At 62.9% G+C, this 23,926-nt stretch carries 23 protein-coding genes, 1 tRNA gene and 1 riboswitch; of the genes, 7 read left to right on the forward strand and 17 right to left on the reverse strand.

Translation table 11 applies throughout. The features are described from left to right. Positions 1–9 precede the first annotated feature (9 nt). Positions 10–1,293, forward strand: coding sequence for a cystathionine gamma-synthase family protein (locus EKH55_RS10970; protein ID WP_069461448.1), 1,284 nt, complete (start codon positions 10–12; stop codon positions 1,291–1,293). A 1-nt stretch (position 1,294) separates the two neighbouring features. Here the strand turns inward: EKH55_RS10970 and EKH55_RS10975 are convergent, their stop codons facing one another. Further along, positions 1,295–1,771 (reverse strand): anthrone oxygenase family protein, encoded by a 477-nt coding sequence (locus tag EKH55_RS10975; RefSeq protein WP_151611510.1) that lies wholly within the window; start codon positions 1,769–1,771, stop codon positions 1,295–1,297. Positions 1,772–1,978: 207 nt separating this feature from the next. Further along, positions 1,979–2,242: riboswitch (cobalamin riboswitch) on the forward strand. A 40-nt stretch (positions 2,243–2,282) separates the two neighbouring features. Here EKH55_RS10975 and EKH55_RS10980 point away from each other — a divergent pair. Continuing rightward, positions 2,283–2,459, forward strand: coding sequence for a CbtB domain-containing protein (locus EKH55_RS10980; protein WP_034851357.1), 177 nt, complete (start codon positions 2,283–2,285; stop codon positions 2,457–2,459). A 314-nt stretch (positions 2,460–2,773) separates the two neighbouring features. Further along, on the forward strand, positions 2,774–3,529 hold the full coding sequence (locus tag EKH55_RS10985; RefSeq protein WP_151611511.1) for a CbtA family protein: 756 nt from the start codon (positions 2,774–2,776) through the stop codon (positions 3,527–3,529). Positions 3,530–3,737: 208 nt separating this feature from the next. Here EKH55_RS10985 and EKH55_RS10990 read toward each other — a convergent pair whose 3' ends face one another. Together EKH55_RS10990 and EKH55_RS10995 are read right to left on the reverse strand one after the other, a co-directional pair. Next, positions 3,738–4,580 carry a (2Fe-2S)-binding protein gene (locus EKH55_RS10990; protein WP_151611512.1) on the reverse strand — a complete coding sequence of 281 codons (843 nt, stop codon included), beginning with the start codon at positions 4,578–4,580 and terminating at the stop codon, positions 3,738–3,740. A gap of 23 nt (positions 4,581–4,603) precedes the next feature. Beyond that, complete coding sequence (locus EKH55_RS10995; protein ID WP_151611513.1) at positions 4,604–5,962, reverse strand: glucoamylase family protein; 1,359 nt, start codon at positions 5,960–5,962, stop codon at positions 4,604–4,606. A gap of 168 nt (positions 5,963–6,130) precedes the next feature. Here EKH55_RS10995 and EKH55_RS11000 point away from each other — a divergent pair, with 168 nt between their 5' ends. Next, positions 6,131–6,925 carry a DUF1194 domain-containing protein gene (locus tag EKH55_RS11000; RefSeq protein ID WP_069461443.1) on the forward strand — a complete coding sequence of 265 codons (795 nt, stop codon included), beginning with the start codon at positions 6,131–6,133 and terminating at the stop codon, positions 6,923–6,925. Positions 6,926–7,198: 273 nt separating this feature from the next. Here the strand turns inward: EKH55_RS11000 and EKH55_RS11005 are convergent, their stop codons facing one another. Next, the gene (locus tag EKH55_RS11005; RefSeq protein ID WP_069461442.1) at positions 7,199–7,429 is read right to left on the reverse strand and encodes a hypothetical protein; all 231 of its coding nucleotides are present in this window, start codon (positions 7,427–7,429) and stop codon (positions 7,199–7,201) included. A 272-nt stretch (positions 7,430–7,701) separates the two neighbouring features. Here EKH55_RS11005 and EKH55_RS11010 point away from each other — a divergent pair, with 272 nt between their 5' ends. Then, a complete protein-coding gene (locus EKH55_RS11010; RefSeq protein WP_151611514.1) occupies positions 7,702–8,790 on the forward strand; it encodes a branched-chain amino acid ABC transporter substrate-binding protein in 1,089 nt (362 codons plus the stop codon). Positions 8,791–8,875: 85 nt separating this feature from the next. Next, the gene (locus EKH55_RS11015) at positions 8,876–11,335 is read left to right on the forward strand and encodes a PAS-domain containing protein (RefSeq protein WP_151611515.1); all 2,460 of its coding nucleotides are present in this window, start codon (positions 8,876–8,878) and stop codon (positions 11,333–11,335) included. A gap of 81 nt (positions 11,336–11,416) precedes the next feature. On the opposite strand, the gene EKH55_RS11020 is transcribed toward EKH55_RS11015, so the two are convergent. The 5 genes from EKH55_RS11020 to EKH55_RS11040 form a co-directional block, all read right to left on the reverse strand. Then, complete coding sequence (locus EKH55_RS11020; RefSeq protein WP_151611516.1) at positions 11,417–12,631, reverse strand: YcaO-like family protein; 1,215 nt, start codon at positions 12,629–12,631, stop codon at positions 11,417–11,419. Then, entirely contained in the window at positions 12,628–12,843 is a 216-nt protein-coding gene (locus tag EKH55_RS11025) for a hypothetical protein (RefSeq protein WP_069461439.1), read from the reverse strand. Before EKH55_RS11025 ends, EKH55_RS11020 begins: the two co-directional genes overlap by 4 nt. A 24-nt stretch (positions 12,844–12,867) precedes the next feature. Continuing rightward, the gene (locus EKH55_RS11030; protein WP_151611517.1) at positions 12,868–14,688 is read right to left on the reverse strand and encodes a tetratricopeptide repeat protein; all 1,821 of its coding nucleotides are present in this window, start codon (positions 14,686–14,688) and stop codon (positions 12,868–12,870) included. A gap of 16 nt (positions 14,689–14,704) precedes the next feature. Beyond that, on the reverse strand, positions 14,705–15,064 hold the full coding sequence (locus EKH55_RS11035; RefSeq protein WP_069461437.1) for a helix-turn-helix domain-containing protein: 360 nt from the start codon (positions 15,062–15,064) through the stop codon (positions 14,705–14,707). 219 nt (positions 15,065–15,283) lie between these two features. Continuing rightward, positions 15,284–15,359, reverse strand: a tRNA-Ile gene (locus EKH55_RS11040). 152 nt (positions 15,360–15,511) lie between these two features. On the opposite strand from EKH55_RS11040, the gene EKH55_RS11045 reads away from it, so the two are divergent. Beyond that, on the forward strand, positions 15,512–16,288 hold the full coding sequence (locus EKH55_RS11045; protein WP_151611518.1) for an SIMPL domain-containing protein: 777 nt from the start codon (positions 15,512–15,514) through the stop codon (positions 16,286–16,288). A gap of 390 nt (positions 16,289–16,678) precedes the next feature. On the opposite strand, the gene EKH55_RS11050 is transcribed toward EKH55_RS11045, so the two are convergent. From EKH55_RS11050 to tdh, 8 genes are all read right to left on the reverse strand, one after another. After that, entirely contained in the window at positions 16,679–17,068 is a 390-nt protein-coding gene (locus EKH55_RS11050; RefSeq protein WP_069461435.1) for a hypothetical protein, read from the reverse strand. 378 nt (positions 17,069–17,446) lie between these two features. Beyond that, positions 17,447–17,854 (reverse strand): ketosteroid isomerase-related protein, encoded by a 408-nt coding sequence (locus EKH55_RS11055; protein WP_069461434.1) that lies wholly within the window; start codon positions 17,852–17,854, stop codon positions 17,447–17,449. A 15-nt stretch (positions 17,855–17,869) separates the two neighbouring features. Beyond that, positions 17,870–18,292, reverse strand: coding sequence for a secondary thiamine-phosphate synthase enzyme YjbQ (locus EKH55_RS11060; RefSeq protein ID WP_069461433.1), 423 nt, complete (start codon positions 18,290–18,292; stop codon positions 17,870–17,872). A gap of 131 nt (positions 18,293–18,423) precedes the next feature. Then, positions 18,424–18,777, reverse strand: coding sequence for a DUF1428 domain-containing protein (locus EKH55_RS11065; protein ID WP_069461432.1), 354 nt, complete (start codon positions 18,775–18,777; stop codon positions 18,424–18,426). Between the two features lie 106 nt (positions 18,778–18,883). Further along, entirely contained in the window at positions 18,884–19,453 is a 570-nt protein-coding gene (locus tag EKH55_RS11070) for a transglycosylase SLT domain-containing protein (protein WP_069461431.1), read from the reverse strand. 265 nt (positions 19,454–19,718) lie between these two features. Next, on the reverse strand, positions 19,719–20,012 hold the full coding sequence (locus EKH55_RS11075) for a GYD domain-containing protein (protein ID WP_069461602.1): 294 nt from the start codon (positions 20,010–20,012) through the stop codon (positions 19,719–19,721). A 359-nt stretch (positions 20,013–20,371) separates the two neighbouring features. Continuing rightward, positions 20,372–22,426: an RNA polymerase sigma factor RpoD gene (gene rpoD / locus EKH55_RS11080; RefSeq protein WP_069461430.1), complete on the reverse strand. Its 2,055-nt coding sequence runs from the start codon at positions 22,424–22,426 to the stop codon at positions 20,372–20,374. A 437-nt stretch (positions 22,427–22,863) separates the two neighbouring features. After that, the gene (tdh, locus tag EKH55_RS11085; protein ID WP_069461429.1) at positions 22,864–23,901 is read right to left on the reverse strand and encodes an L-threonine 3-dehydrogenase; all 1,038 of its coding nucleotides are present in this window, start codon (positions 23,899–23,901) and stop codon (positions 22,864–22,866) included. Between the last annotated feature and the right edge of the window lie 25 nt (positions 23,902–23,926).

Here is a 23,926-nt window from a genome sequence, read left to right on the forward strand (position 1 = left end):
GAGAAAGCAATGACCGCGCCGCACCCATCAAAGACCCATATCGGCAATCATAAACTGCATCCCGAAACGCTGATGCTCAATTATGGCTACGACCCCGAGCTCTCCGAAGGCGCGGTCAAGCCGCCCATCTTTCTCACCTCCACCTTCGTCTTCCACTCGGCGGAAGAGGGCCGCGACTTCTTCGACTTCGTCTCGGGCCGGCGCGAACCGCCGGCGGGCGTCGGCGCCGGGCTCGTCTATTCCCGCTTCAACCATCCGAACAGCGAGATCGTCGAGGACCGGCTCGCCGTCTATGAGCGGGCGGAAGCGGGCGCACTCTTTTCCTCCGGAATGTCGGCGATCGCGACCACGCTGCTCGCCTTCGTTCGCCCGGGCGATGTCATCCTGCATTCGCAGCCGCTGTACGGCGGCACCGAAACGCTGCTGGCGAAAACCCTTCCGAATCTCGGCGTCTCCGCCGTTGGATTTGCCGACGGCATAGACGAGCAGGCGGTCAACGGCGCGGCGGAGGAGGCGATGAAGAAAGGCCGCGTCGCCTTCATTCTGATCGAGACGCCGGCCAATCCGACCAACAGCCTCGTCGACATCTCCCTGATCCGCCGCATCGCCGACGGGATCGGCGAAAAAATGGGGCACCGGCCGATTTTCGCCTGCGACAACACCCTGCTCGGCCCGGTGTTCCAGCACCCGATCGATCATGGCGCGGACCTCTCGCTCTATTCCCTGACCAAATATGTCGGCGGTCACTCCGACCTGATCGCCGGCGCGGTCCTCGGTTCCAAGGCCCTCGTCAAACAGGTGAAGGCGCTGCGCGGGGCGATCGGCACTCAGCTCGACCCGCATTCCTGCTGGATGATCGGCCGATCGCTCGAAACCCTGTCGGTCAGGATGGAGAAGGCGAACGACAACGCCCGTATCGTCGCCGAATTCCTGCGCGACCATCCGAAGGTCGAGCGCATTCACTACCTGCCCTTCGACGACGGGGAATCGAATGCCGGCCGTGTCTTCGCCGCCCAGTGCACCGGCGCCGGCTCGACATTCTCCTTCGACATCGCCGGCGGCCAGGAGGCGGCCTTCCGCTTCTTGAATGCGCTGCAGATCTTCAAGCTCGCAGTCAGCCTCGGCGGCACCGAATCGCTCGCAAGCCACCCGGCCGCCATGACCCATTCGGGCGTGCCGATCGAGGTCAGGCGCCGGATCGGCGTGCTCGAATCGACCATCCGCCTGTCGATCGGCATCGAGCATCCGGACGACCTCGTCGCCGACCTCGCCAATGCCTTGACGACGGCCTGATTCAACTGCGGGCGAGGCCGAGCACGAAAAGCGCCAGCGCCCCGATCGAGGCGATAGTGCGGACATGATTCCAGCGAACCCAGTCGGTCAGGTAGCGCTGCTGCCAGAGCGCTGCGGCAGCCTCGCCGCGCGCCGCTGCGAGCGCATCGTTCAAAGGAACGTTGAAAATGACCGTCACCAGGAATGTGCCGACGAGATAGGCGAGCCCACCGGCAGCAAGCAGGTAGCTCCCCCTCTCGCCCATTATGAAAGCAGCAACAATCAGCGCCAGGCCGAGAATCGCGGTGCCCATGAAGGCAACCAGGAACAACGGGTTCTGGATCGCCACGTTTATGGCGTTCATGGCGGCTATTCCCTGTTCCGCCGGAAGCCGCGACAGGGCCCGCATGACGCAGACCGAGAAGACGAAGAAGAGCCCCGCCATCAGGCCGGAACCGATGGCGGCTGCAAAAGCAAGGCCGGGAACGAAAGCTGCCATAACTTATCTCCAGATCGAGCAAGCGGGAACTGCAAGCGCTCGGAACGGGAACGCAACTGCAGAGATAGACGAGAGGCGCGATACAGTCACGAGGCGCAGCACCATTTTGGAAAGATCGGCCGCCCGCCATTTCGCAAGCCCGCGCCTGGCATCAATCCCGTTCATTTTACGGGTCCGGCTCGATTGACATCAGGCGCGGCCGCACCTAATCATCGGGGATCGATTGGTTCCCGGAAAGCGAACGCGCTTCGGGAGTAAACGGGAACGTGACGGGTGGACCCAAGCTGGGCATCTTAATCACGGCCGACCCCGCGACTGTAGTGCGGTGTGAATTTGCCGTTCCGGAGCGATCCGGAAAAAGCCACTGGAGAAGACCGCAAGAGGGCGGTTCGATCTGGGAAGGCGAGGCAAATCCCTGGTGCAACACCTGACGCCGCGAGCCAGGAAACCTGCCAATCGATGCGGGCGCAATGCCCAATCGGGAACATCCCTTGCCATCACGGAGGTTGTCATGGCTACGTCTAACGTTTCGAGCGTTTCGCTCTCCCTCAGCGATCGTCTGGTTGCGGGCATTCTTGCCCTTATGATCGGCGGTTTCCTCGTCTTCGGTGCAGGCCTTGCAAATTCGGCCGTGCTCCACGACACGGCGCACGACACCCGCCATTCCTACGGCTTCCCCTGCCACTAAGCCAATGGAACGCCTTGCGCGTTCCGGATCGAAGCTGAACAGAACCGTCAGGCGCTCCGAGCATGTGCGCATGCCATCCGGCATGATGTCGCGGCTCGCGCATCGGCGTCCTTTGTGCGCTCTGAAAGGCGCAGGGCGCTGTAGGGGTGCCCGACTGCGTTGGCTGGACCGTGCTCCCTACAGCGCCGCGCGCGTTATCAGACGCGCAAAGGCCGCTGTAGCACCTTATATTGCTGCATGTCTTTGTCGTTAAATCGAGGACGATTAAAGGAGACATGCAGTAGGGGAAGCGCTGCATTGAGGAAAATCGACACATGATCGTCAAGACACTTCTGGCCGCAATCGTGGCCGGGCTGATCGCCGGCGTCTTCATGACCGCCGCCCAGGAACTGCGCGTCACGCCGCTGATCCTGCATGCCGAGGAATTCGAGGGCGGAGAGCAGCCTGCTGCGGGTCACGAGGAGCATTCGTCTCTGAACGGTGTTTCGCCGCTCGAAAAACTTCTCGCCTTCGTTTCGCCGATAACGCCCGCCTATGCCCATGAGGGCGGACACGAGGAGGAGAGCGGAATCCTGTTCGGCATGAGCCGCTTTTCAGGAACGCTGCTCGCCAACCTGGTCACGGGCGCCGGCTTCTCGCTGCTGCTTGCCGGCATCAGCATCATGACAGGCCATCGGATCACGCTTGCAAACGGGGCGCTCTGGGGCGCCTGCGGCTGGCTAGCCGTGCACATGCTGCCGGCGCTCGGTTTGCCGCCGGAGCTGCCCGGCTTCCCGGCTGCCGACCTTGGCGAGCGCCAGGTCTGGTGGGCCTTGACCGTGCTGCTCTCTGCCGCGGGTCTCTACCTGCTGGCCTTGCGCAGAGAACTGGGCTCGAAGGTCGCGGGCCTCGTGCTGATCGCCGCACCTCACGCCTATGGCGCGCCGCAGCCGCTCGATATATCGAGCAACGTTCCGGCCGTCCTTGGCGCGGAATTCGCGGTTGCGGCACTAGCCACGACACTCGCCTTCTGGATCGTCCTCGGCATCGTTTCGGGCTTCATCAACGACCGGGTCGTGAAGGCCGGCTAAGCAGGCTCACCCCTCCCCAACCCCTCCCCACAGGTGGGAGGGGCTTTCTCGGCCGCACCGTTTCCACCCAAATCTCGCCCTTTGGAACAGACGCTAAGGGTATTGGGGAGCGCAGGCGATCGCCGCGGGCTCCAAGCCCCTCCCACCTGTGGGGAGGGGCTTGGTTCGGCTAAGGGCATTCTCAGTCAGTTTGGTGAGTGCGTCCATTCTATCGTGGGTGACAATCCACCACTTCACATCCAACCGACTTCCTCTCCGTCTCAAGCAAATGCGCCTTTAATCTCTCGCGCCGTGTCTCGGTCCTCAGCAGCACGCAGGTGTCGCAGAAATCGCCGCCTTCCGTCCGATAGTAGAGACAGCAGCCGCTGCGCATCCGATAGGTTCGACAAAGCGCACCGCCCGGGGTTTCGACGCTTATCTCTTCATATCGCAGGTCGCGCGACGCGAGCGGTGAGCCCGCGCGTTTGACGATGGCGAGAGCCCGCTCGATCGCGACCGCCTGCTCCCCCCGCAGACGCCCGATTTCCAGGAAAGCGCCCGCCAGGCCGTCGGTCGCAAGCCGCCATTGCGCCCGTGCGGAAAGACCGCAGCGGCGCTTGATGAGCGCTATGATCGATTTCATATGCAGGACGAAGCCATCGTGGAACTGTTGCTCCCCCTCCTCACCTTTCCCGGCGGCCGCAGACGGCGCATCGAAGAGGAAATGAAAGCGGCCAGCCTCGAAGCTTCGCCCGCCATCGATCCGCGGATAGGTCTCGAAGCGGAGCCCCGCGATCCGGGGCACAAGGCCGGTGGCGAGATAGACAGCGCCCATCGCGAGGCCGAGTGGGTGACAGTAGAAGGCGATCAGATGCGCCGCCCGGATCTTGTCGTCCATCCCGGAGGCGAAGCGGTCCTGATAGGCAAGGCAGGCCTCCATTCCGGTCGAGCCCTCCGCCCAGAAGGCGGCCGTGGCCGCGAAGCCCATCGGCCCCTCGAGCGAGCAGCCAACTTCCGGAAAGGCAGCCGTGAGCCAATCGATCGACGCCGCAAATCCCCCGCTCTCCCGCATCGGCCCTGCACCCTCCTCACCATTCACACTCCAGCGCCGCCCGTCTCATGCGACGCGCAAAGGCCGCCTCTCTTACTCAGCACACGCGGTGAAAGCCATCCGCCCGTAAAGCCCGCCCTTTCCAGCCCCCGCGTGAACGCCGGAATGCCGCGCGTCAGCTCCCAAAGCAAGCCGCTTCGCCAGTTCTCGATCATCATGACCGTGAGTCCCTGGTCAAGCCCGACGACGCGATCGTCCACCCAGCCTTCGGGCCCCTCACCCGGCAGGCTCGGATTGAAGCCGCCGGGAAGGCGCCCGTCGCGAAGCAGCGCCGGATAGCGGGCGAGCAGGTGGGAAAGGCCGCTCAGGCAGGCGTCCGGCTCGAATGGCAGGCCAGCAAGCGGCGCCCAGGGAACCAGCGTACCGTCATCGGCGCCGAAGGGGGCGCCGCGCGCCGCATAGCCGAGCAGTCTCTGCCAACGGCCATTGCGGAGCTTCGCCCTTCCCCGTGGCGCATGGCAGGCGCTGAACCCCCAGAGGTCGCGGCAATAGCCTGCAAAGCCGTGCGGATTCGCCTCCGCATGGGCGCGCTGAAGCCTGATCGCCCGGCGCGTGTTCTCGAAATAGTCGCTTGACGCCTCCTGCATGCCCCTGTCGCGAATGGCGCGGAAGTCGATCCAGGCATGCGGAAAGAGATGGATGAAGAGCGCGCCCTGGTGAAGATGCCGCGTCCCGTCGATCGTCAGCCATTCGTGTGCCGCGGCATAGGCGCCGTAGCTTTCCGGCGCGATCGGATGGTCGGGAGCGCCGAGCGCCAGCACATAGATCAGCAGCGCCTCGCTATAGCCGCGCCAGCGGTGCTTCAGGAAGCGCCCGGGCGGCCTCCATCCCATGGTGATCGTCTCGCCGCGATTGAGCGCCCAAGCCCAGTCTGCCCGCGCGTATAGCCGCTCGGCAAGATCGCGAATGCGCGCCTCGGCCGCGTCCTGCCGGGTGAAATAGGCGGCAGCCGTCAGCACACCGGCAAGGAGCAGCGCACTGTCGATCGTCGAAAGCTCGCTATTCCAGGCGCGCTCGCCCGTCCGCATGTCGAGGAAATGGTAATAGAAGCCGCGATAGCCGCTCGCCCGGGAATCGCTCGCCTGCCTGCTGCCCTCGAGGAAGCGCAAAGCGGTGAGTACGCGTTGGGCCGCATCCCCCCGGCCGATCCAGCCGCGCTCCACCGCGACCGGATAGCAACTGAGCCCGAAGCCGGTTGCCGCGATGCTCGCCGGCGAACCGGGCCGCGCCGTATCGGCGACGAGGCCAGTCCGCGCACCCGAATGCAAGAGAAAATAATCGAAGGCGGCGCGCTGCAGGCGGTCGATCCGGGCAAGATCGCTGAAGGGCGCGGCATGGAGCATCGGGGCGGCCTCGTTCAATATCCGCGCCCTTTGACGCGGCGATCAACTATTATTGTAGCCGCGGCTTACCGCAACAGTCGCCGATTTGCGATCCTGTGATAAAGTTCCGTGATGGAGCCGGTCGGAAACCGAAGCTTCCGACGGCAGAGCTGATGATCGGCAGATGCGATGTTGAGCACTCTGGCATTGATCCTGTCTCTTAGCGGCAGCCCCGTGCAAACGGCGGCCGCTCCCCCCGATGTCGACGTGGAACTGCTGCTGGCCGTCGATGTCTCCGGCTCGATGGACATGGAGGAGGCGCGGGTGCAACGCTCCGGCTATGTCCAGGCGCTGCGGCATCCGGATTTCATCAATGCGATTGAGGGCGGCTATCTCGGTCGCATCGCCATCGGCTATTTCGAATGGGCCGGGATGGTCAACGAGGCCTCGGTTGTCGGCTGGCATGTCGTCGAAAGCGCGGAGGACGCCGATGCCTTCGCCTCGCTGATCGAGGCCCGGCCGATCGGCCCACGTCGCGGGACCTCGCTCTCGAACGCGATCCTCTTCGGCACCAACCAGATTGAGTCAAACGATTTTTCCGGCGTGCGGCGCGTCCTCGACATTTCCGGCGACGGGCCGAACAATACGGGACCACCCGTGCCGCCAGCGCGCGATGAGGCTGTTTCGCGCGGCATTATCATCAACGGGCTGGCGATCATGATCCGCCCGTCCTTTTCGACCGGGCCGCTGGACGAATATTACACGGCCTGCGTCATTGGCGGTCCGGGCTCCTTCGTACTTCCAGTACACGAGCCCGAGGATTTCGCGATCGCGATCCGCCAGAAGCTCGTTCTCGAAGTGAGCGGGCTGCCGCCCGCGGCGACGCTCACCCCCGCTGCCGCGGAATCCGCGGCAGACTGCATGATCGGCGAAAGGCTGCGACCGGGCTTCCTCGACAGGATCTACCCGGAACTGGACCGCTAGCCCGCATTTCTCACACTCGCTATGCCCTGCGCCGGTTGAAACAAGCGACAGGGTAGGAGAATGGTACAGAGCGGTGTGGGCCATCGGGCAAGCCATTTGACGCACACTGTCGCCTGCTTCAACCGGCCCGAAGGGTCGCGTTTTGGAGGGCGTCTTCAGGCGAAAGCCGCTTGACCATAGCTTCGGCTATGCTTTGCGCGCCGTTCGCCTGCATTCGTCTTGCCAAAACGTGACGCAGGGCACAGCGAGTGTGAGAAATGCGGGCTAGACCCCCTACTGCAGCACCCGCGGGCTGAAGTCCAGGTCCACTCCGGTGACGGTGTCGCGTCGGTTCCGTATTTCACTGGACACCGCCTGCAGCGCCAGATCGACGCAGTATTCCAGGGCCTGCGCATCCATGGCGCGAGCGCTGTCGCGGATATGCGTCAGCATTCTCGCAATGCTCGCGAGTTCCGATTCATGATCGGCCGTAGACGAGACAGAGTAAGTCATCTGAACCCCCATTCCAGCTTTCCCTTGGCCGACTATAGCCGAATTCCGTGTTATTGCGCGTTGCACAAGCGTTGCACGCTATATGGTTGTGTACCGTAAAGGACTTACAAGTAGACGTCGTGTAGAAACAATGCAACCGCAACCGCGCTTTCGCCGCGGTCGCGGATCACGCCACCCGTCCTTACTCGATCGCCAGTCGAGAACTCGCGCGAGGATACTCTATGCCCTCGCCTGGAGTGGCGATGGCCATTGCTTGAGAGTAAACTGAAGTTGGAGGTGTTTCCATGCGCCGTCTGCTCGCCGCCGCCTTTGTGTTCGCTCTTGCATGCCAAGCCCGAGCGGAAGTTCTGATCGGGGTCGCGGGCCCAATGAGCGGAAAACTTGCCTGGACTGGTACCCAGCTGAAGCGCGGCGCGGAGATGGCCGTGGCCCAGATTAATAGTGCCGGCGGCGTACTCGGCCAGCAGGTCCGGCTTATAGTGGCCGACGACTACTGCGATCCTCAGCAGGCGGTCGCCGCGGCCAAGAAGCTTGTCGCCGACGGTGCGGTCTTCGTCATCGGGCATTATTGCTCCGGAGCCTCGATACCCGCTTCCGAGATTTATGAGGAGGCGGGCGTTCTGCAGATTTCGCCGTCATCGACCAACCCGTCATTGACCGATCAGGGGCGCGCCAACGTCTTCCGCGTCTGCAGTCGCGACGATGCCCAGGGCTTGGTGGCCGGCAATTACCTGGCCGACCATTGGGGCGAGAAGAGGATCGCCGTTCTTCACGACAACACGACCTACGGCAAGGGTCTCGCCGACGAGACTAAAAAACAGTTGAACAAACGCGGAGTGACCGAAACGATCTACCAGAGCTACGCCCCCGGGAAGGACGACTATTCGGCCGAGATTGCTGCTTTGCAGGCAGCGGAAATCGCGGTGCTCTATCTGGGCGGCTACCATACGGAGACCGCGCTCATGGTTCGCGCCGCGCGCGACCGAGCCTATTCGCTTCAGGTGATCTCCGGCGATGATACGGCAACCGAGGCATTCGGCCTTATTGCCGGTCCTGCCGCCGAGGGCACGCTCTTTACCTTTGTCGCCGACCCGCGCCAAAATGCCGAGGCAGCGGAAGTCGTCGAGCGCTTTCGGGCCGAGAATTTCGAGCCCGACTCCTGGACTCTGCACAGCTACGGCGCCGCACAGGTCTGGGCACAAGCGGTGACGAAGGCGGGATCGCTGGAGCTGAAGCGCGTCATCGCGGCGCTGCGCCAAAATCATTTTGACACGGTGTTGGGCCGGATCGATTTCAATGAGAAGGGCGATCTCACCGTTCAGTCCTGGGTGTGGTATGTTTGGAGAAATGGCGAGTACGTGCCGATGCAGTAATTTCGCGCTCACTGATGCGGCTCGCCCGTGAGGCAGACTGTGCGGACCATGTTGACCGCATTGGCCGGAGCGAGGGGTCGCCGCGATGTTTGAGCGTCTTGGCATTCGCGGTCGTCTGCTGTTCGCCTTCTTCGGTATCAGCGCCTTCGCGGTGCTTGCATCCGCGGGCGCCCTGTACGCATTCCTGCAGTTGAGTCGGATGCTCGAACGGGTGACTGAGCACCGGGTCCCATCTGCAACTGCATCACTTGAACTCTCCCGCCACGCCGAGAGGGTTGCGGCCACGGCACCCGCCGTCCTTGCTTCGAACAGCAAGGCGCAACACAGCGAGATGTCGGCCGCGATCAGGAGCGAGATGGCGCGCCTCGAAGAGCTGCTTGCCGACCTTACAGGTGCGACGTTGAGCACAGCCGTCGTCGGTGAGATCGAAGACGCGGCGATTGGTCTGCGACGTAACCTGAACGCTCTCGATAATCTGGTCTCTGTCCGGCTTGCCGCTGTTGCACGCAAGGACGAACTCATACGACGCCTGTCGACCACAACCAGTGCCAGCCAGCGGCTTGTCGCACCCGGTATACTCGTGATGAGCTCCAAGGTACCCCGCTGGCGCGCGGCCGCGGAGGATGAGAAAGCGACACCAGAGGCACGCGCCGCCGCGACCATGGATCTTGCGCGGGCAATCGCCGCCTACTTTCCTCAGCAGGCCGCTCAACGGGAGATCTCGGCTATAAACGGCACGCTCTTGCAGGCGGCAGCCGCACCGACCCGCGGCGACTTGTCGCTTCTTTCGTTTCCCTTGCACCGCTCGGTCGATGCCCTCGAGGCGGTGACACCCGAATTCGATGAGCAACTGCGCACGCGGTTTCAGCAACTCGTCGGCGAATTCAAGGCGCTGATCGACGGACCAGGGAGCATTCCAAGCGCCCGCGATGAAGAGCTCGCGGTGCTGGCAGAGGGCGAAAGACTGGTGGCGGAGAACAAGCGATTGTCGCGCAATCTAACCTTTGCCGTGGACCGCCTGGTGGCGGCCGCCAAGGGCGATATCGCCGAGGCGGGCCGTGAAGCCGTCATGGTTCGGAGCTTCGGTACCGGAATCGTCCTTGGCTCCGCACTTCTCAGCCTGCTGAGTTCAATCCTGATCGTGTGGCTCTATGTCGACCGCAACCTCCTGGCCCGTCTCGCGGGTTTAAGCCGCAGCATGCTCGCGATAGCGGCGGGCAATCTTCGGGTGCCGCTACCGGAAACCGGCGGCGACGAGATCGGCCGCATGGCCAAGGCCCTTCGCGTGTTCCGCGACACGGCGGTCGAGATCGAGGAAAAGAACCTGCGCGATGTCGCCGAAGCTCGCCAGCGCCTGGTCGATGCAATTGAAAGCATTTCGGAGGGCTTCGCCTTCTATGACGGAGAGGACCGGCTTCTCCTCTGCAATAGCAGATATCGTGAGATTCTATATCCGGGAATGGACGAAACCGTCGTTTCCGGAACCCGGTTCGAGAACATCATCCGCGCGGCGGCGGAACGCGGCCTGATAGAGGACGCGATCGGCCGGGAGGAAGAATGGGTCGCCGAGCGTCTGGCAGCGCATCGCAATCCCTCCGGAACGCTCTTGCAGCAGCGTGACCCGGATCGATGGATCCAGATCAGTGAACGCCGGATTTCAGGTGGCGGCACTGTCGCGGTCTATTCGGACATCACCGAGCTGAAGCGCCGGGAGCAGGATCTTTCCGAGAAAACGACAGCGCTCGAGGCACTCTCCGCCAAGCTCGCCAAATATCTCGCGCCGCAGGTTTACAGCTCGATCTTCAGCGGCCGCCAGGACGTCAGGATCGAGAGTCAGCGAAAGAAGCTGACGATCTGCTTCTCCGACATCGCTGCATTTACCGAGACGACAGACAAGATGGAATCGGAGGAATTGACCCAACTCCTCAACCAGTACCTGACCGAAATGTCGAAGATCGCGCTCGCCTTCGGTGCAACCGTCGATAAATATGTCGGCGACGCCATATTGATGTTCTTCGGCGACCCCGAAACCCGCGGAGTGAGGGAAGACGCGATCGCCTGTGTTTCAATGGCTCTCGCCATGCAGCGGAGAATGGGTGAACTCGGCGAGGCCTGGCGCGGCATCGGCATCGAGTCGCCGCTGCGTTGCCGGATCGGTATTCATACCGACTATTGCACGGTCGGCAATTTCGGCAGCGAAGACCGGATGGATTACACGATCATCGGCGGCGCCGTAAATCTCGCCGCGCGCCTCGAGCACGAGGCAGCACCCGGAACCGTGCTGATCTCCTACGAAACTTTCGCGCAGGTACGGGAGCTGATCCACTGCGAGGAAATGGGTCACATCCGCATCCGGGGAATAGCCTATCCCGTCGCCACTTATCGCGTCATCGACTTCCGGACCAACCTGACCGGAGGTTCTCAGTCCATTCGGACGGAACTGCCTCATCTGATACTTGAGGCGGAGCCTGACCTCATGTCGACCGGCGAGCGCAAAGAGGCGGTTGCCGCCCTTCGACGGACCCTCGACCGGCTTTGTCGCTAGCGCATCGGCCGAAAATCGTACCGGATTTTCGCAAAGTTCGATGCGCAGATCTCGCCGATAGCGGATAGGGGCAAAATCCCCTCACGAGGCAATCGCCTTCGACAGGGCCCGCGGGCCAAAACGGCGGGCTCTTTTGCCCTCCGGGTGTTCGAGCGCCGGGGCAAAGACCTTGACGACGGAAAAGGGCAGATCGTCGCAAGACAGAGGAACGGCGATCAGCCGCTCGACACCCATCCCCTTCACCCGATCGATGACGTGGCGCAGCAGCGTATCGACCCCACCGCCAATGCTGGAAGTCTGAACCGCCTTCGCCTGCGGCACCGCCAGGAAGGCGCGCCGCGTCGATTCCGGCAGCGGCCGCTCGAAAGCCTCGGAATAGACGTCGTCGCGGGCGCCGCTGATATAGGTGAGCCGCGACTGCGCCGCCTCGGTGACTGCCCGGATCGCGGCGCGGCTGGCGGAGAGATGCGCCCCGCAACCGCTCGTCACCTCCACGTAGCGCAGGCCCGCGGCGGTCGCCGTGCCACGCGGCCCGAGAAACGCCAGGAAACAGGGAATGGCAATGTCGCTGGTGATGTCGAAGAGCCGCAGGTCGAGCTCCGCATCGCGAAGGCGGCCGACGAGCGCGTCGAGCGCCGGATCGCCGAGCGCCTCGGGGGCGATGCATTGCCGATGGCGGATATCAGGACCGGACACCTGCCAGAGAACATGCGCGTCGCGCTCGACCCGCTCCAGAAGGCCGTGCAGGATTGCCTCCTCCCGGATATTGCCCGATGCGAGCCCGTCGGAGGACATCCAGAAACGCGAGGGCCGCGTACGGTCGAGAAGCGTCGCCCCGAGCGGCACGAATACGTCGCCGCCGGAGACGAGATCCGTGCCGCGAACCCATTCGGCCGCTTCATCCCGAGGAAGATCCCCCTGCCCCGCGGAGATCAGCGCGTTGAGCGGATCGACGCCCCGCCCCGAGGCGCTGAGCTCGTCGGCCGTCGCCATCACCGTTTCGACTGCCGGCTCGCCGGCAACCGCGCGCTCCAACGCTTCCATGACGGCGGATATGCGTGCATCCGCATCCGTCAGGCCCTTGCCCTGCGCAACGACGATGGAACGGGAATTTGGCGTATAGGCACACCAGATCGGGATTCCGACCCTGTCGAGACCCGTATGCCTGGCGACACGCGTTACGCCGAAGACGCCAAGATAGGGCCGAACGCGGGCGAACGTTTCTTCCGGGGTGCACACCCGGTCGGAATAGCTGTTGCCCGCGATCGGCCTCTTCTCAATGTCGAGATCAATCACCCGTCCATGTGACCGGCGAAAACCTCGTCGGCCGCCGACACCGCCACCGCGAGATCGACATTCTTGACGAAAACGCTCCCCGGCCTGCGAAGTGCGTTCACGCTCGCCAGTTCGCCCGTCACGGAATTAAGGGCCCTCACCGTTCCGTTTCCGAGATCCGCCAGCCACAGGCCAGATTCCCCCGGGATACCGATCACAACAACTTTAGCCATACTGCTTCCCTTCATGCTCTTTGATCAAAATCCCGCTTTCTTCAGCCCCTCACGGTAGAGGTCCTTCTGCCATTGTTCCTTGAACGGAATGACAGCAAGCCATTTGTCAACGTCGAAGGTCGGGTTGGCCTTCAATACACGCATTCTGTAGTGGCGCGCCTTCTTGTAGTTCCCAAGCATCGCCCAGCTCGCTGCGACGAGCCTGCCGCCCGGCGTCTTGTCCTTCATCCTCTGCACAAAGCCGATGCACTCCTGGTATTGGCCGAGGCTATAGCTGGCACCTGCAGCACTCCAGAGATAGGCGTCCGGCGCCAGCGGATTAAGCGAAAGCGCCTTATCGAGCTTTTCCAGCGCCTCGGCCGGGCGGGAGGAGTGTATGAGTGTGTCGGCATGGCTGTAGAGCACGTCGGCATAATGCGGACTCAATTGCTCGGCCTGGTCCAGCGAAGAAAGGCTTTCGTCCAGATCGCCCTGGTAGAGCTTGACGACGCCCACCTCGCGATGGGCGGCAGGCAGCCCATCACTGCTCTCGATGGCCTCCCGCGCATACCGCTCGGCGCTCGACAGAAGCTCTTCATCGGCGCGTGCCGTCAGAAGCCATTCATTGACAAAGGTGCGGGCCATGCCGCTCAGTGCCGGCGCGAGATCCTGCTTATGCTTCAGCGCCTCGCGGAAGTCGCGGCGCGCCCGGCGGACCTCCGGCAGGCCGAGGCCCGAAAGATGTCGGAGCCCCCCGAGATAGGCGTAATAGGCCTCAGGATGCGCCAGATAGTCCAGATGCTCCGCCTGCCCCGTCTCAACCCGATGCGTCACTGCCCGGGCAATATGAAAGGCGATCTGCTCGCGCTGCTGGAGGAGGCCGACCGGCGAGATCGGAAAGCGCTCCGCCCAGACGATCTGGTCGGAAGGCAGGAAGATGAGTTGGGTGAAAAGGCCCAGGTCGGACATATGGCAATCGAGCGCATAGGTGACGCCGTGCTTTTCCAGAAAGGCCGCCTTGTCCGTGGCGTCGCGAATGCGCTCGGCCGTATAAGGTGCTACGACCGACATCGAGCGCAGCCCGCAGAGACCGATGGTGATGTCCTCGATCACCGCCACGCTGACGGCGTGGAGCATCGGGTCGCTGCCGAAGGCGGCGGGCGGAAGCAGGGCGACTCGCGGCACCGGGACCATGTCCGGCGCACTGACCTCCACCGGCATCTCCCGGGAAAATGCACCGGGCGGCGACAATGCCCTGGGTGAGGCGACCTCCAGCAAAGGGCTGCGGCTGACGCGCTCGAGAAGTCCGATAATGGCCGTATCGGCCGGCTCAAGTTCGAGCAGGTGCATTGAGGCCGTGCGCAGTATCGCCCGATCGGAAAACCGCTTTTCGCCGTCAATCAGCGCCCCCCGAAGCCGGGCGGTGAAATCTCGCCGCTTCTCCGCAACCCAGTCCGCATAACGCCCCGGCGGCAGGTCCGCGAAAGCGAGAAAGGTTTCACGCCAGAGCGAAAGCGCCTTGCGGAAGTCTTCCTCGGAGCCATTCGGCGCCTCGAAATCGGCGAGATCTGAGGTGACCGGCCCGAGCGTCACCTCCGCTTCCGTCGCCGACAGGACCAGTCCACCGCCCGTCGCCAGATGCCGCATGCGCCAGAGCGTCGAGCGTAAGTTGTTGAAGGCGACGGCCTTTTCCCGTTCCGGCCAGATCAGCGCCGCGAGCTTCTCGCGGGAGGCTACCTCCCGTTCGGATGCGGCGAGATAGGCAAGGATCAGCAGACCGCGCTCCGGGCACACGACGACCGCGCCGCCGGCATCGGTCAGCCGCAACTCCCCGAAAGTCTGAAGATGATAACCGCGCCCCGTCACGAAAAGCTCAACGGCATTACAGCTTCACAAAACCACGACCCGGCACGACCCGCCGGATCGGACGTCGCCGCCCTTTCGATAGGAAGCCTGATGCCCCGCTCATTCCCGCCCCTCGCTTGACTGTCTCGCTCGATCCGCCGGTTGAGAACGGCGCATCCTCGAAAAAGAAGGAAAAGTGCACGTCCAGAATTTCCGCGATCCTCTCCAGGCGCCTTGCGGAGACCCGCGACTCACCCTTCTCATATTTCCGGATTTCCCCGACGGGCACGCCCAAAGCCGCAGCCATCTCGCCCTCGCCCACCTCCAGCATCGCGCGACGAAGCCGAATGCGGCGACCGACAAAAACGTCGATGCTATTGGGCAAGCTACGCCCCATCCGACGACTCCTCGCGTCAACTGCTGGCTGCTCATGTAGAAGGATGCTTGAAAATGGAGAGGGATGCAACCCGAAGGTTAGGTGGTGCACAGGGTTGGTATGTCGCAGCGATGCTGCTTCGGGCGGGGATCGACATGGCATACTGGAAACAAGGGGGTCAGGGCCGATTGGCTCACCTTTTAACCGACCAGTTGGCAAGACCCTGATTTTTTTGGTGATTGGTGGGCCCGGAGGGACTCGAACCCCCAACCAAGCGGTTATGAGCCGCCGGCTCTAACCATTGAGCTACAGGCCCTTTCGGCGTCAGCCGGCCCGCGAACCAATGGCAATTCGCGGGGTCGTGAAAGGCTCTAGCCGAAATCCTTTTTGCCGACAAGCCATTGCCGCAATGCCTACACAATCGATAAGCATGGATTGACGGCAGAAAACAACCGGAGAGAAACATCCATGATGTCCACACGCATTGCCCGCGCGGTGCAAGCCACCGCCATCGCCGCCGCCTTTGCCGGCCCTTTTGCGGCCGCCGCCCTGGCGCAAGACAACGGCAACGGGGAGAAGGCGCGCGTGGATACGCCCCGCGGCCGCCAGGCGGTGATCAAGGTCTCCGGCGAGGGCCGTGCGACGACGGCGCCGGACATGGCGATCGTGCAATTGAGCGTGGTCAAGGATGGAAAGACCGCGCGCGAGGCTCTCGACGCCAACAACAAGGCGATGGCGGAGGTGCTTGCGGCGCTCCGGCAGGCGGGCATTGCCGATCGCGATCTGCAGACGAGCGGCTTTTCCATCAATCCGCAATATCACTATCCGCCGAATGATGACGGCGGCAACCGACCGCCGGAGCTCGTCGGCTATCAGGTGGTCAACGGCGTCAGCGTGCGCGTGCGGGATCTGACGAAACTCGGTGAGGTTATCGACAGCTCGGTTTCGCTCGGCATCAACCAGGCGGGCGGCATCGAATTCACCAACGACAATCCGGATGCGGTGATCACCGAAGCCCGCAAGGCAGCCGTCGCCGACGCGATCGGCAAAGCACGAGTGCTGGCCGAAGCCGCCGGCGTCTCGCTCGGCCGGCTGATCGAACTCTCCGAACAGCCGGCACGCCCCGAACCGCCGGTGCCCTTCGCGCGCATGGCAAAGGAATCCGCCGCCGACCAGGTGCCGATCGCCACCGGCGAAAACGCCTATAATGTCACCGTCAACGTGACCTTCGCGATCAATCAGTAGGGGTTCGATGCGCTTCGAGTATGGGTTGTACCGCTGGCCGCCCCTCCGCCTGCCCGTCCACTGCAGCGGCTGCGCTGCAGCTGCGGAGTGTGGACCGGCACCTTCTCCCCGCAAGCGAGGCGAAGGGGCTCGCGGCACCGCCTCGGTCCGCCTCACAGCGACGGCATCTCAGCGCTCCACGCGGTAGGCCGCTGCGGGAGGAAACGACGAGGCAAGCACTCGTCCCCTCGCCCCGCTTGCGGGGAGAGGTTGGTCCTCGGGTTAAATCCCGAGCAGAAGAGTAAACCGCCGCAGACCCTAACGCATGCGGAAGTACAAAAAAGCCCCCGGCGCGCCAAGCGTCGGGGGCTCTCTTTTCCGTCAGCCCGGGAAGAGACTGGACGGAGGGGATTACCAGCGGCCGATGATCGGGCAACCGCGGACATTGGCGAAGATGATCGCCTGACGGTCGCCGTGGCGGCGGCCGGCGACGACAACCTGGCGGCGCGAGATGTCGGCGATATGGGCGCGGCGCAAGCCACGGTCACGCGCCTTCTCTATGGCGAGCCCCGGGACGCAACGGCCGCGGCGGCCGCCCCAACGATCGCCACGATCCCAGCGGTCGCGGCGCCAGTCGCGCTCGTCGCCCCAGCGATTACGATCGCGGTCGCGATACTGGACATCGACGCCCGGTCCGATTTCGAAAACGAGCGAGTCGGCCGAAGCGACGGAGGCCCCACCGGTAAGACCGGTCAAGCCGACGACGGCGGCGACGGTAGCATTGATTAGGAACTTCTTCATGGCATTTCTCCGGTGCAGCGAAAGTCTCGTTTCAGCAGTCAATCTCTACGATTGAGCCGACTATAGGCCGGACAAGCTGAACGTTCCCGGAACCCCCCATTCATGTGCTGTTCAGATACGCCGCGCTGTCCGGGCATAATCGCCATGCCAAATCGCAGGGGTGGAAGGGCGGCAGCCAAACGCCGGCGCCTTCCGATCGGAGAAGAAACGGCCGCGATAGGGATTTGTTCCTGTCTACCGCCGCTCGTCGGCCCGGCAGCCGAGGGCGTGGCAGTCCGACGGGCCTACTGCATGTCTGCGCTTTAGAGACAAACACATGCAGCAATTCAAAGTGCTACAGCGACCCTTGCGCGTCTGAGAAGACGCGCGGCGCCGTAGTCAGCCGGCCGCCAATTCCCGTTCGAAGAGGCGGATGTTGCGATAGTGGCTGAGCCGCACGATCGCGCCATCCTCGATCTCGAAGACGAAAACGCTCGGGATGGAATAGCTCTGGCCCGACGCCTGCGGAAAGCCGGCCAGGGTCTCGCGATAGGTGCCGCGGGCGGTCGTGTCGGCGGCCACATGCTGCCCGGATGCCTCGTGCATCAGCACAATGTCCTCGAAGCTCTCGTCGAAGTGGCGGAGATAATTCATGATCCAAGCCCTGAGCGGCTCGACGCCGAGCATCCGCTGGCCGGTGAGCGGATCGAAAGCGACGTCTTCGTCGACGAGGCTGGCAATCGTCTCGAAATCCCGCGCGTTCACGGCGTCGATGAAGCGGCTGGCAATCGTCTGGGCGTCAGGCATCGTCTCCCCCTGTTTTCAACTGCCGAGATGCAGCACGACCTCGCGCCGGTGGACGCTGTCGCGGTGTTCGAAAAGGTAAAGCCCCTGCCAGGTGCCGAGCGCCATCCGGCCGTTCATCACCGGCACGCCGAGCGAGACCTGGGTCAAGGCGGCCTTGATATGGGCGGCCATGTCGTCCGGCCCCTCCTGCGTGTGAACGACCCAGCGCATGGATGAATCCGACGTCGGCGGCACCAGGCGGCGGAAGAATTCCCGCAGGTCGCGCTGCACGTCCGGGTCCGCGTTTTCCTGGATGAGGAGCGAGGCGGAGGTATGGCGGACAAAGAGGGTGAGAAGCCCCTCTGACACGCCCGACCCTCGCACGAATTCGGCCGCCTCGCCGGTGAACTCGTAGAGGCCCTGCCCGCTTGTGGCGATGGTGATGACGGTTTGCGGCATCCGTTGTCGATCCTGTTTCGAGGCGCCGCGCGAACCGGCGCCTACCCCTTCTCGCCTGCCCTGCAGGCGACCGGCATGAGCGTCTGGATTGCCGACAACTTAACCGGAACCGACCATAGGTGAAAGCACGGTCACAGCTCAAGGAAGCTCTTGAAGCCTCCATAGATCATGCGCTTGCCGTCGAAGATCGATTTCCATTCGTCGCCCTGCAGCCGCGGATCCGCCATTATCTTGGCGACGATCGCGTCGCGGTCCTCGCGGGATTTGTAGGTGATCCACGAGAAAACGACGGTCTCGTCGTCCGACGCTTGCACCGCGCGCGGAAACGACGTCACCTCGCCATAGGGCACGTCGTCTCCCAGGCACTCCACATAGCTGAGCGCGCCATGTTCCATCCACACGTCGCCGGCCTTGCGCGCCAGGTCCTTGTAGGCCTCGACTTTCGCCTTCGGCACCGCGACCAGGAAGCCATCCACATAGGTCATATTCGTTTCCTCCGTTGATAGACTGCCAAAGGACGGCTGAGGCCGAACAGTTCCGACAGGCGGCGACTATTTTCGCTATTTTTTTGACGGCGGCGGCCGACAGCTCTCAGTTGCCGCAGCCTTGCAATTGCCGCGCGTAGAGGGCCGCCATGCCTGACGCCCGCTTGGCGCCCGCCTTTGCCGTATCGCTCCAATTGCCGCGGGCATAGCCGCCATGGCCGTGATAATACGCGATATAGAGCCGGTAGGGATCGTTGAGCGCAATACCGTTCCGGCGGTGGCTTTCGTTGTGATACCACGCGATGAAGCGGATCGCGTCGGCGAAGTCGGTCCGCCGCGCCATCCAGCGCCCGGTTTCCGCCTGGTAGCGGCCCCAGGTGCCGTCGAGCGCCTGCGAATACCCGTAGGCGGTGGAAATGCGCTTCCAGGGAATAAAGCCGAAGAGCTTGGTGCGCGGCGGCCTGGCATTATGCCGGAAACCGGATTCGGTATAGATCGTCGCCATCAGCACGGGCACGGGCACGCCATATTCGCGCTCGGCGCTCTTGGCGGCGCGGCGCCAATCCTGGAACAGACCATCTCGCTGCTCGAATACCGCGCAGGCGTTCCGGGTGTTTTTCGGCACCGTTCCGCAGCCGGCCAGCAACAGGAGGACGACGACAAAAACGCAACGCATCGCAGAACCTCTCGTTTGCGAGAGATTGATAAAGCGTAAATGTTAAGGATCGGTATTGAGTCGAAACTCGAAAGAAGGGAGGCGGGAGTCGGCGGGTAAGCCGCGAACGCCTTTCAGTGTCGCTTGTGCGTCCTTCCTTCAGAGCGCACAAGCCATGCTGAGGGGGTCCTGAATTCCCGCATCGGCCCGATGATCGGGCACGATTTCGGGCCGATGCGTCAAATGCGCAGCGCCTCGATGGGCCGAAGTAGCACGACGGCTCTTACTATCCGAGGGTGCCGATCAGTTCGCGGTAGGCCGCCTCGGGGAAGGCTTTCAAGGTCCGCGTCCTGACATTGCCATAGGTGCCGAGCGTCAGGGCGAAACGCGCGGCGATGGCATCGTCCGGCGCCTCACAGATGGCGACCATGTCGTATTCGCCCATGGTGAGATAGAATTCCTTGAAGGAGCCGCCCATCTCTTCCAGCACCTTCCTTGCCGCGTCCAGCCGTTTCGGGGACTCGCGTACGTTCTTGATACCCTGCTCGGTCCAATTGAGAAGCACGACATATGTGGTCATCTCTTCACCTCCCAAGGGCATCCCGCCTTCGATTGAAAGCGGCAAAAGATGCCCCGATTCGTGAAGGAGCAGAGCAGGCTGGATTGAGCCGGCCCGTTGTCCGCTCCAACTTCTCCAGAAAACGATGACATTCATGATCTAAGCCGCTTCAACCCAGATCACCACTGAGGACAGGGGGGTCGACGCCTGCGGCGCAACGGCTGCTCGTGCACTGCGACCCAGTGCCCTTTGCTACAAGCCGCGAAGTATAAACCTGCAGCCGGAAGCTAACAAGTTGGCGAGATGGTGCAGGGCGCCTGCCCCAAACGAGAAAAGCCGGGCTTTTCGGCCCGGCTTTTCTCGTCTTGAATTGTCCGCGGTCAGCTGTCCAGGAAGGAACGCAGCTTGCGCGAGCGACTCGGGTGCTTGAGCTTTCGAAGCGCCTTCGCCTCGATCTGGCGGATACGCTCGCGGGTGACGGAGAACTGCTGGCCGACCTCTTCGAGCGTATGGTCGGTGTTCATGCCGATGCCGAAGCGCATGCGCAGCACGCGCTCCTCGCGCGGCGTCAGCGAGGCGAGGACGCGGGTGGTCGTCTCGCGCAGGTTCGCCTGAATGGCCGCATCGATCGGCAACAGCGCATTCTTGTCCTCGATGAAATCGCCGAGATGCGAATCCTCCTCGTCGCCGACCGGCGTTTCGAGCGAGATCGGCTCCTTGGCGATCTTCAGCACCTTGCGGACCTTTTCGAGCGGCATGGCGAGCTTTTCCGCCAGTTCCTCCGGCGTCGGTTCGCGGCCGATCTCGTGCAGCATCTGGCGCGAGGTGCGCACGATCTTGTTGATCGTCTCGATCATGTGCACTGGAATGCGGATGGTGCGGGCCTGGTCGGCGATCGAGCGGGTGATCGCCTGCCGGATCCACCAGGTCGCATAGGTCGAGAACTTGTAACCGCGACGATACTCGAACTTGTCGACCGCCTTCATCAGGCCGATATTGCCTTCCTGGATCAGGTCCAGGAACTGCAGGCCGCGGTTCGTGTACTTCTTGGCGATCGAGATCACGAGACGCAGGTTCGCCTCGACCATCTCCTTCTTGGCGATACGCGCTTCGCGCTCGCCCTTCTGCACCATCGACACGATGCGGCGGAACTCGGCGATGGAGATGCCGGTTTCGGTCGCGAGATTCTGGATCTCCTGGCGGATGTCGCGGATCGTCTGGTTCTCGGCCTTGGCAAATTCCTTCCAGCCCTTGCCGGCGAGATTGCTGATCGACTTCATCCAGTTCGGATCGAGCTCGGCGCCGGAATATTGCTCCAGGAAAGCCTCGCGGCGGACGCCGTAGGATTCGGCGAGGCGCAAGAGCCGGCCCTCGTTCTGCGTCAGGCGCTTGGAGATGTCATAGAGCTGCTCGACCAGCGCATCGATGCGGTTCTGGTTGAGCGACAGCGACTTCACCGCCTTGATCAGCTCGTCCTTCAGCTCCTTGTAGCGGCGCTCCTGGGCCGGCGACAGCGTGCCGGTCGCAGCCAGACGCGCTTCCACCTGCTGGTCCTGCAGCTTGCGCAGCTTCTTGTAGGTCTCGGCGATGAGGTCGAGCGTCTCCATCACCTGCGGGCGCAGTTCCGCTTCCATCGCGGCGAGCGAGAGGTTGGACTCGTCGTCGTCCTCTTCCTCTTCCTCGACCGGCTGGCCCTCGCCGCCGACATTGGTGATGTCGTCGTCATTGGCCGCCGTGCGCGTCTTGCGAACCTTTTCCTTTTCTTCGGCCGCCTTGCGGTCGGCCTCGATCTTCTCCGGGCTCTGGAACTGCGGCGCCGCCTTGGCTTCGGGACCGGAATAGGTGGTCTCGAGATCGATGATCTCGCGCAGAAGCGTCTGGCCCTCGTTCAATTCGTCGCGCCAGATGATCAGCGCCTGAAAGGTGAGCGGGCTCTCGCAAAGACCGGCAATCATCGTTTCGCGACCGGCCTCGATACGCTTGGCGATGGCGATTTCGCCCTCGCGGGAGAGAAGCTCCACAGAGCCCATCTCGCGCAGATACATGCGCACCGGGTCGTCCGTGCGGTCGGTCGGTTCCTTCTTCTTGCTGGCCGCAAGCGCGGTGCCGCCCGAGGGCGCAAGTTCGCCGCCCTCGCTCTCGCCCTCGTCGGCGCTGTCCTCGTCATCGCCGCCCGCGACGTCCTCGGCCTCCTCGTCCTCGACGACGTTGATGCCCATATCGGACAGCATGGCCATCGTGTCTTCGATCTGCTCGGAGGTCACCTCTTCGGACGGCAGGACGGAGTTGAGCTCGTCCATGGTCACATAGCCGCGCTTCTTGGCGGCCTTGATCATCTTCTTGACAGCGTCGTCGGAAAGATCGAGAAGCGGACCGTCCGGCGCACCTTCGCGTTCAACGTCCGCTTCTTCGTTTTCTTTGACTTTTGTTGCCATTTATTCGTCGCTTTCCTTGTCGCAACCGGCCTGCACCCGGTGCCAATTCCGCTCGGAAGTTTCGGGCACGCCGCGTACCCGCCACCGATTCATTTCCCCTGACGTAACGGGATGTTGTTTAATTCCTAATTAACCACGACAGCGTTCGCGGTTGAGCGGGCAAGCTACGACAGTCCTGCCACTCAGTCGTTTCTGGCATGAATCCCTATCCGCCGTACCATGTCGCCATTTCTGCTTGAAATGGTGATTCCCAGAATTTTCGATCCCGTCAAGCTTTTCCGGTGAAAAACCGCGCAATTCGGCCAAAAACGGTGTTGACAGGACTTCTTGCCGCATATCAGCGTTCGCTCAACATGTAGGAGCAACCCGCGAAAAGACAAGGGCTCCGCGCGTATTCCGGCAGAGCACCTCCTGTCCCGTTTCGGTTCGGGAATTCCTTACGCCCAGTCCATCACGACCTTGCCGGAATTGCCGGAGCGCATCGCCTCGAAACCCTCGCGGAAGTCGTCGATGCGGATACGATGGGTGATGATCGGCGAAAGGTCGAGACCGCCCTGGACGAAGGCGATCATCTTGTACCAAGTCTCGAACATCTCGCGGCCATAGATGCCCTTGAGGTTCAGCATCTTGAAGATCACCTTGTTCCAGTCGATCTCGAAGCCCGCCGGCGCAATGCCCAGAATGGCGATCTTGCCGCCATTGTTCATCTTGTCGATCATGTCGCGGAAGGCCGGTGCGGCCCCCGACATCTCGAGGCCAACATCGAAGCCTTCCGTCATGCCGATCGCGCGCATCACATCGGCGAGGTTTTCCTTGGAGGCGTCCACGACATAGTCGATCCCGACCTTGCGCGCGAGGTCGAGGCGAACCGGATTGATGTCGGTAATCACCACTTTGCGGGCGCCGCACCGCTTGGCAACCATCGCACCCATGATGCCGATCGGACCGGCGCCGGTGACGAGCACGTCCTCGCCGACGAGGTCGAAGGAAAGCGCCGTATGCACGGCATTGCCGAAGGGATCGAAGATCGCCGCGATCTCGTCCGGCACGTCGTCAGGGATCGAGACGACATTATATTCCGGCAGTGAGACGAATTCGGCGAAGGAGCCCGGACGGTTGACGCCGACGCCGAGCGTGTTGCGACAGAGGTGCCCCCGGCCGGCGCGGCAGTTGCGGCACTTGCCGCAGACGATATGGCCCTCGCCGGAGACGCGCTCGCCGACATGGTACTTGGTGACGGCCGAGCCGACTTCCGCGATCTCGCCCATGAATTCATGGCCGACGACCATCGGCACCGGAATGGTCTTCTGCGCCCATTGGTCCCAGTTCCAGATATGGACGTCTGTTCCGCAGATCGCCGACTTCTTGACGCGGATCAGCACGTCGTTCGGACCGATCTCCGGCACCGGCACTCGCTCCATCCAGAGCCCGACCTCCGGCTTCGTCTTGACCAGCGCCTTCATCATGTTGGTCATTGCAGGATCCTCACTCCTCCGATCA

Source organism: Sinorhizobium alkalisoli (genome assembly GCF_008932245.1).
Lineage (GTDB): Bacteria > Pseudomonadota > Alphaproteobacteria > Rhizobiales > Rhizobiaceae > Sinorhizobium > Sinorhizobium alkalisoli.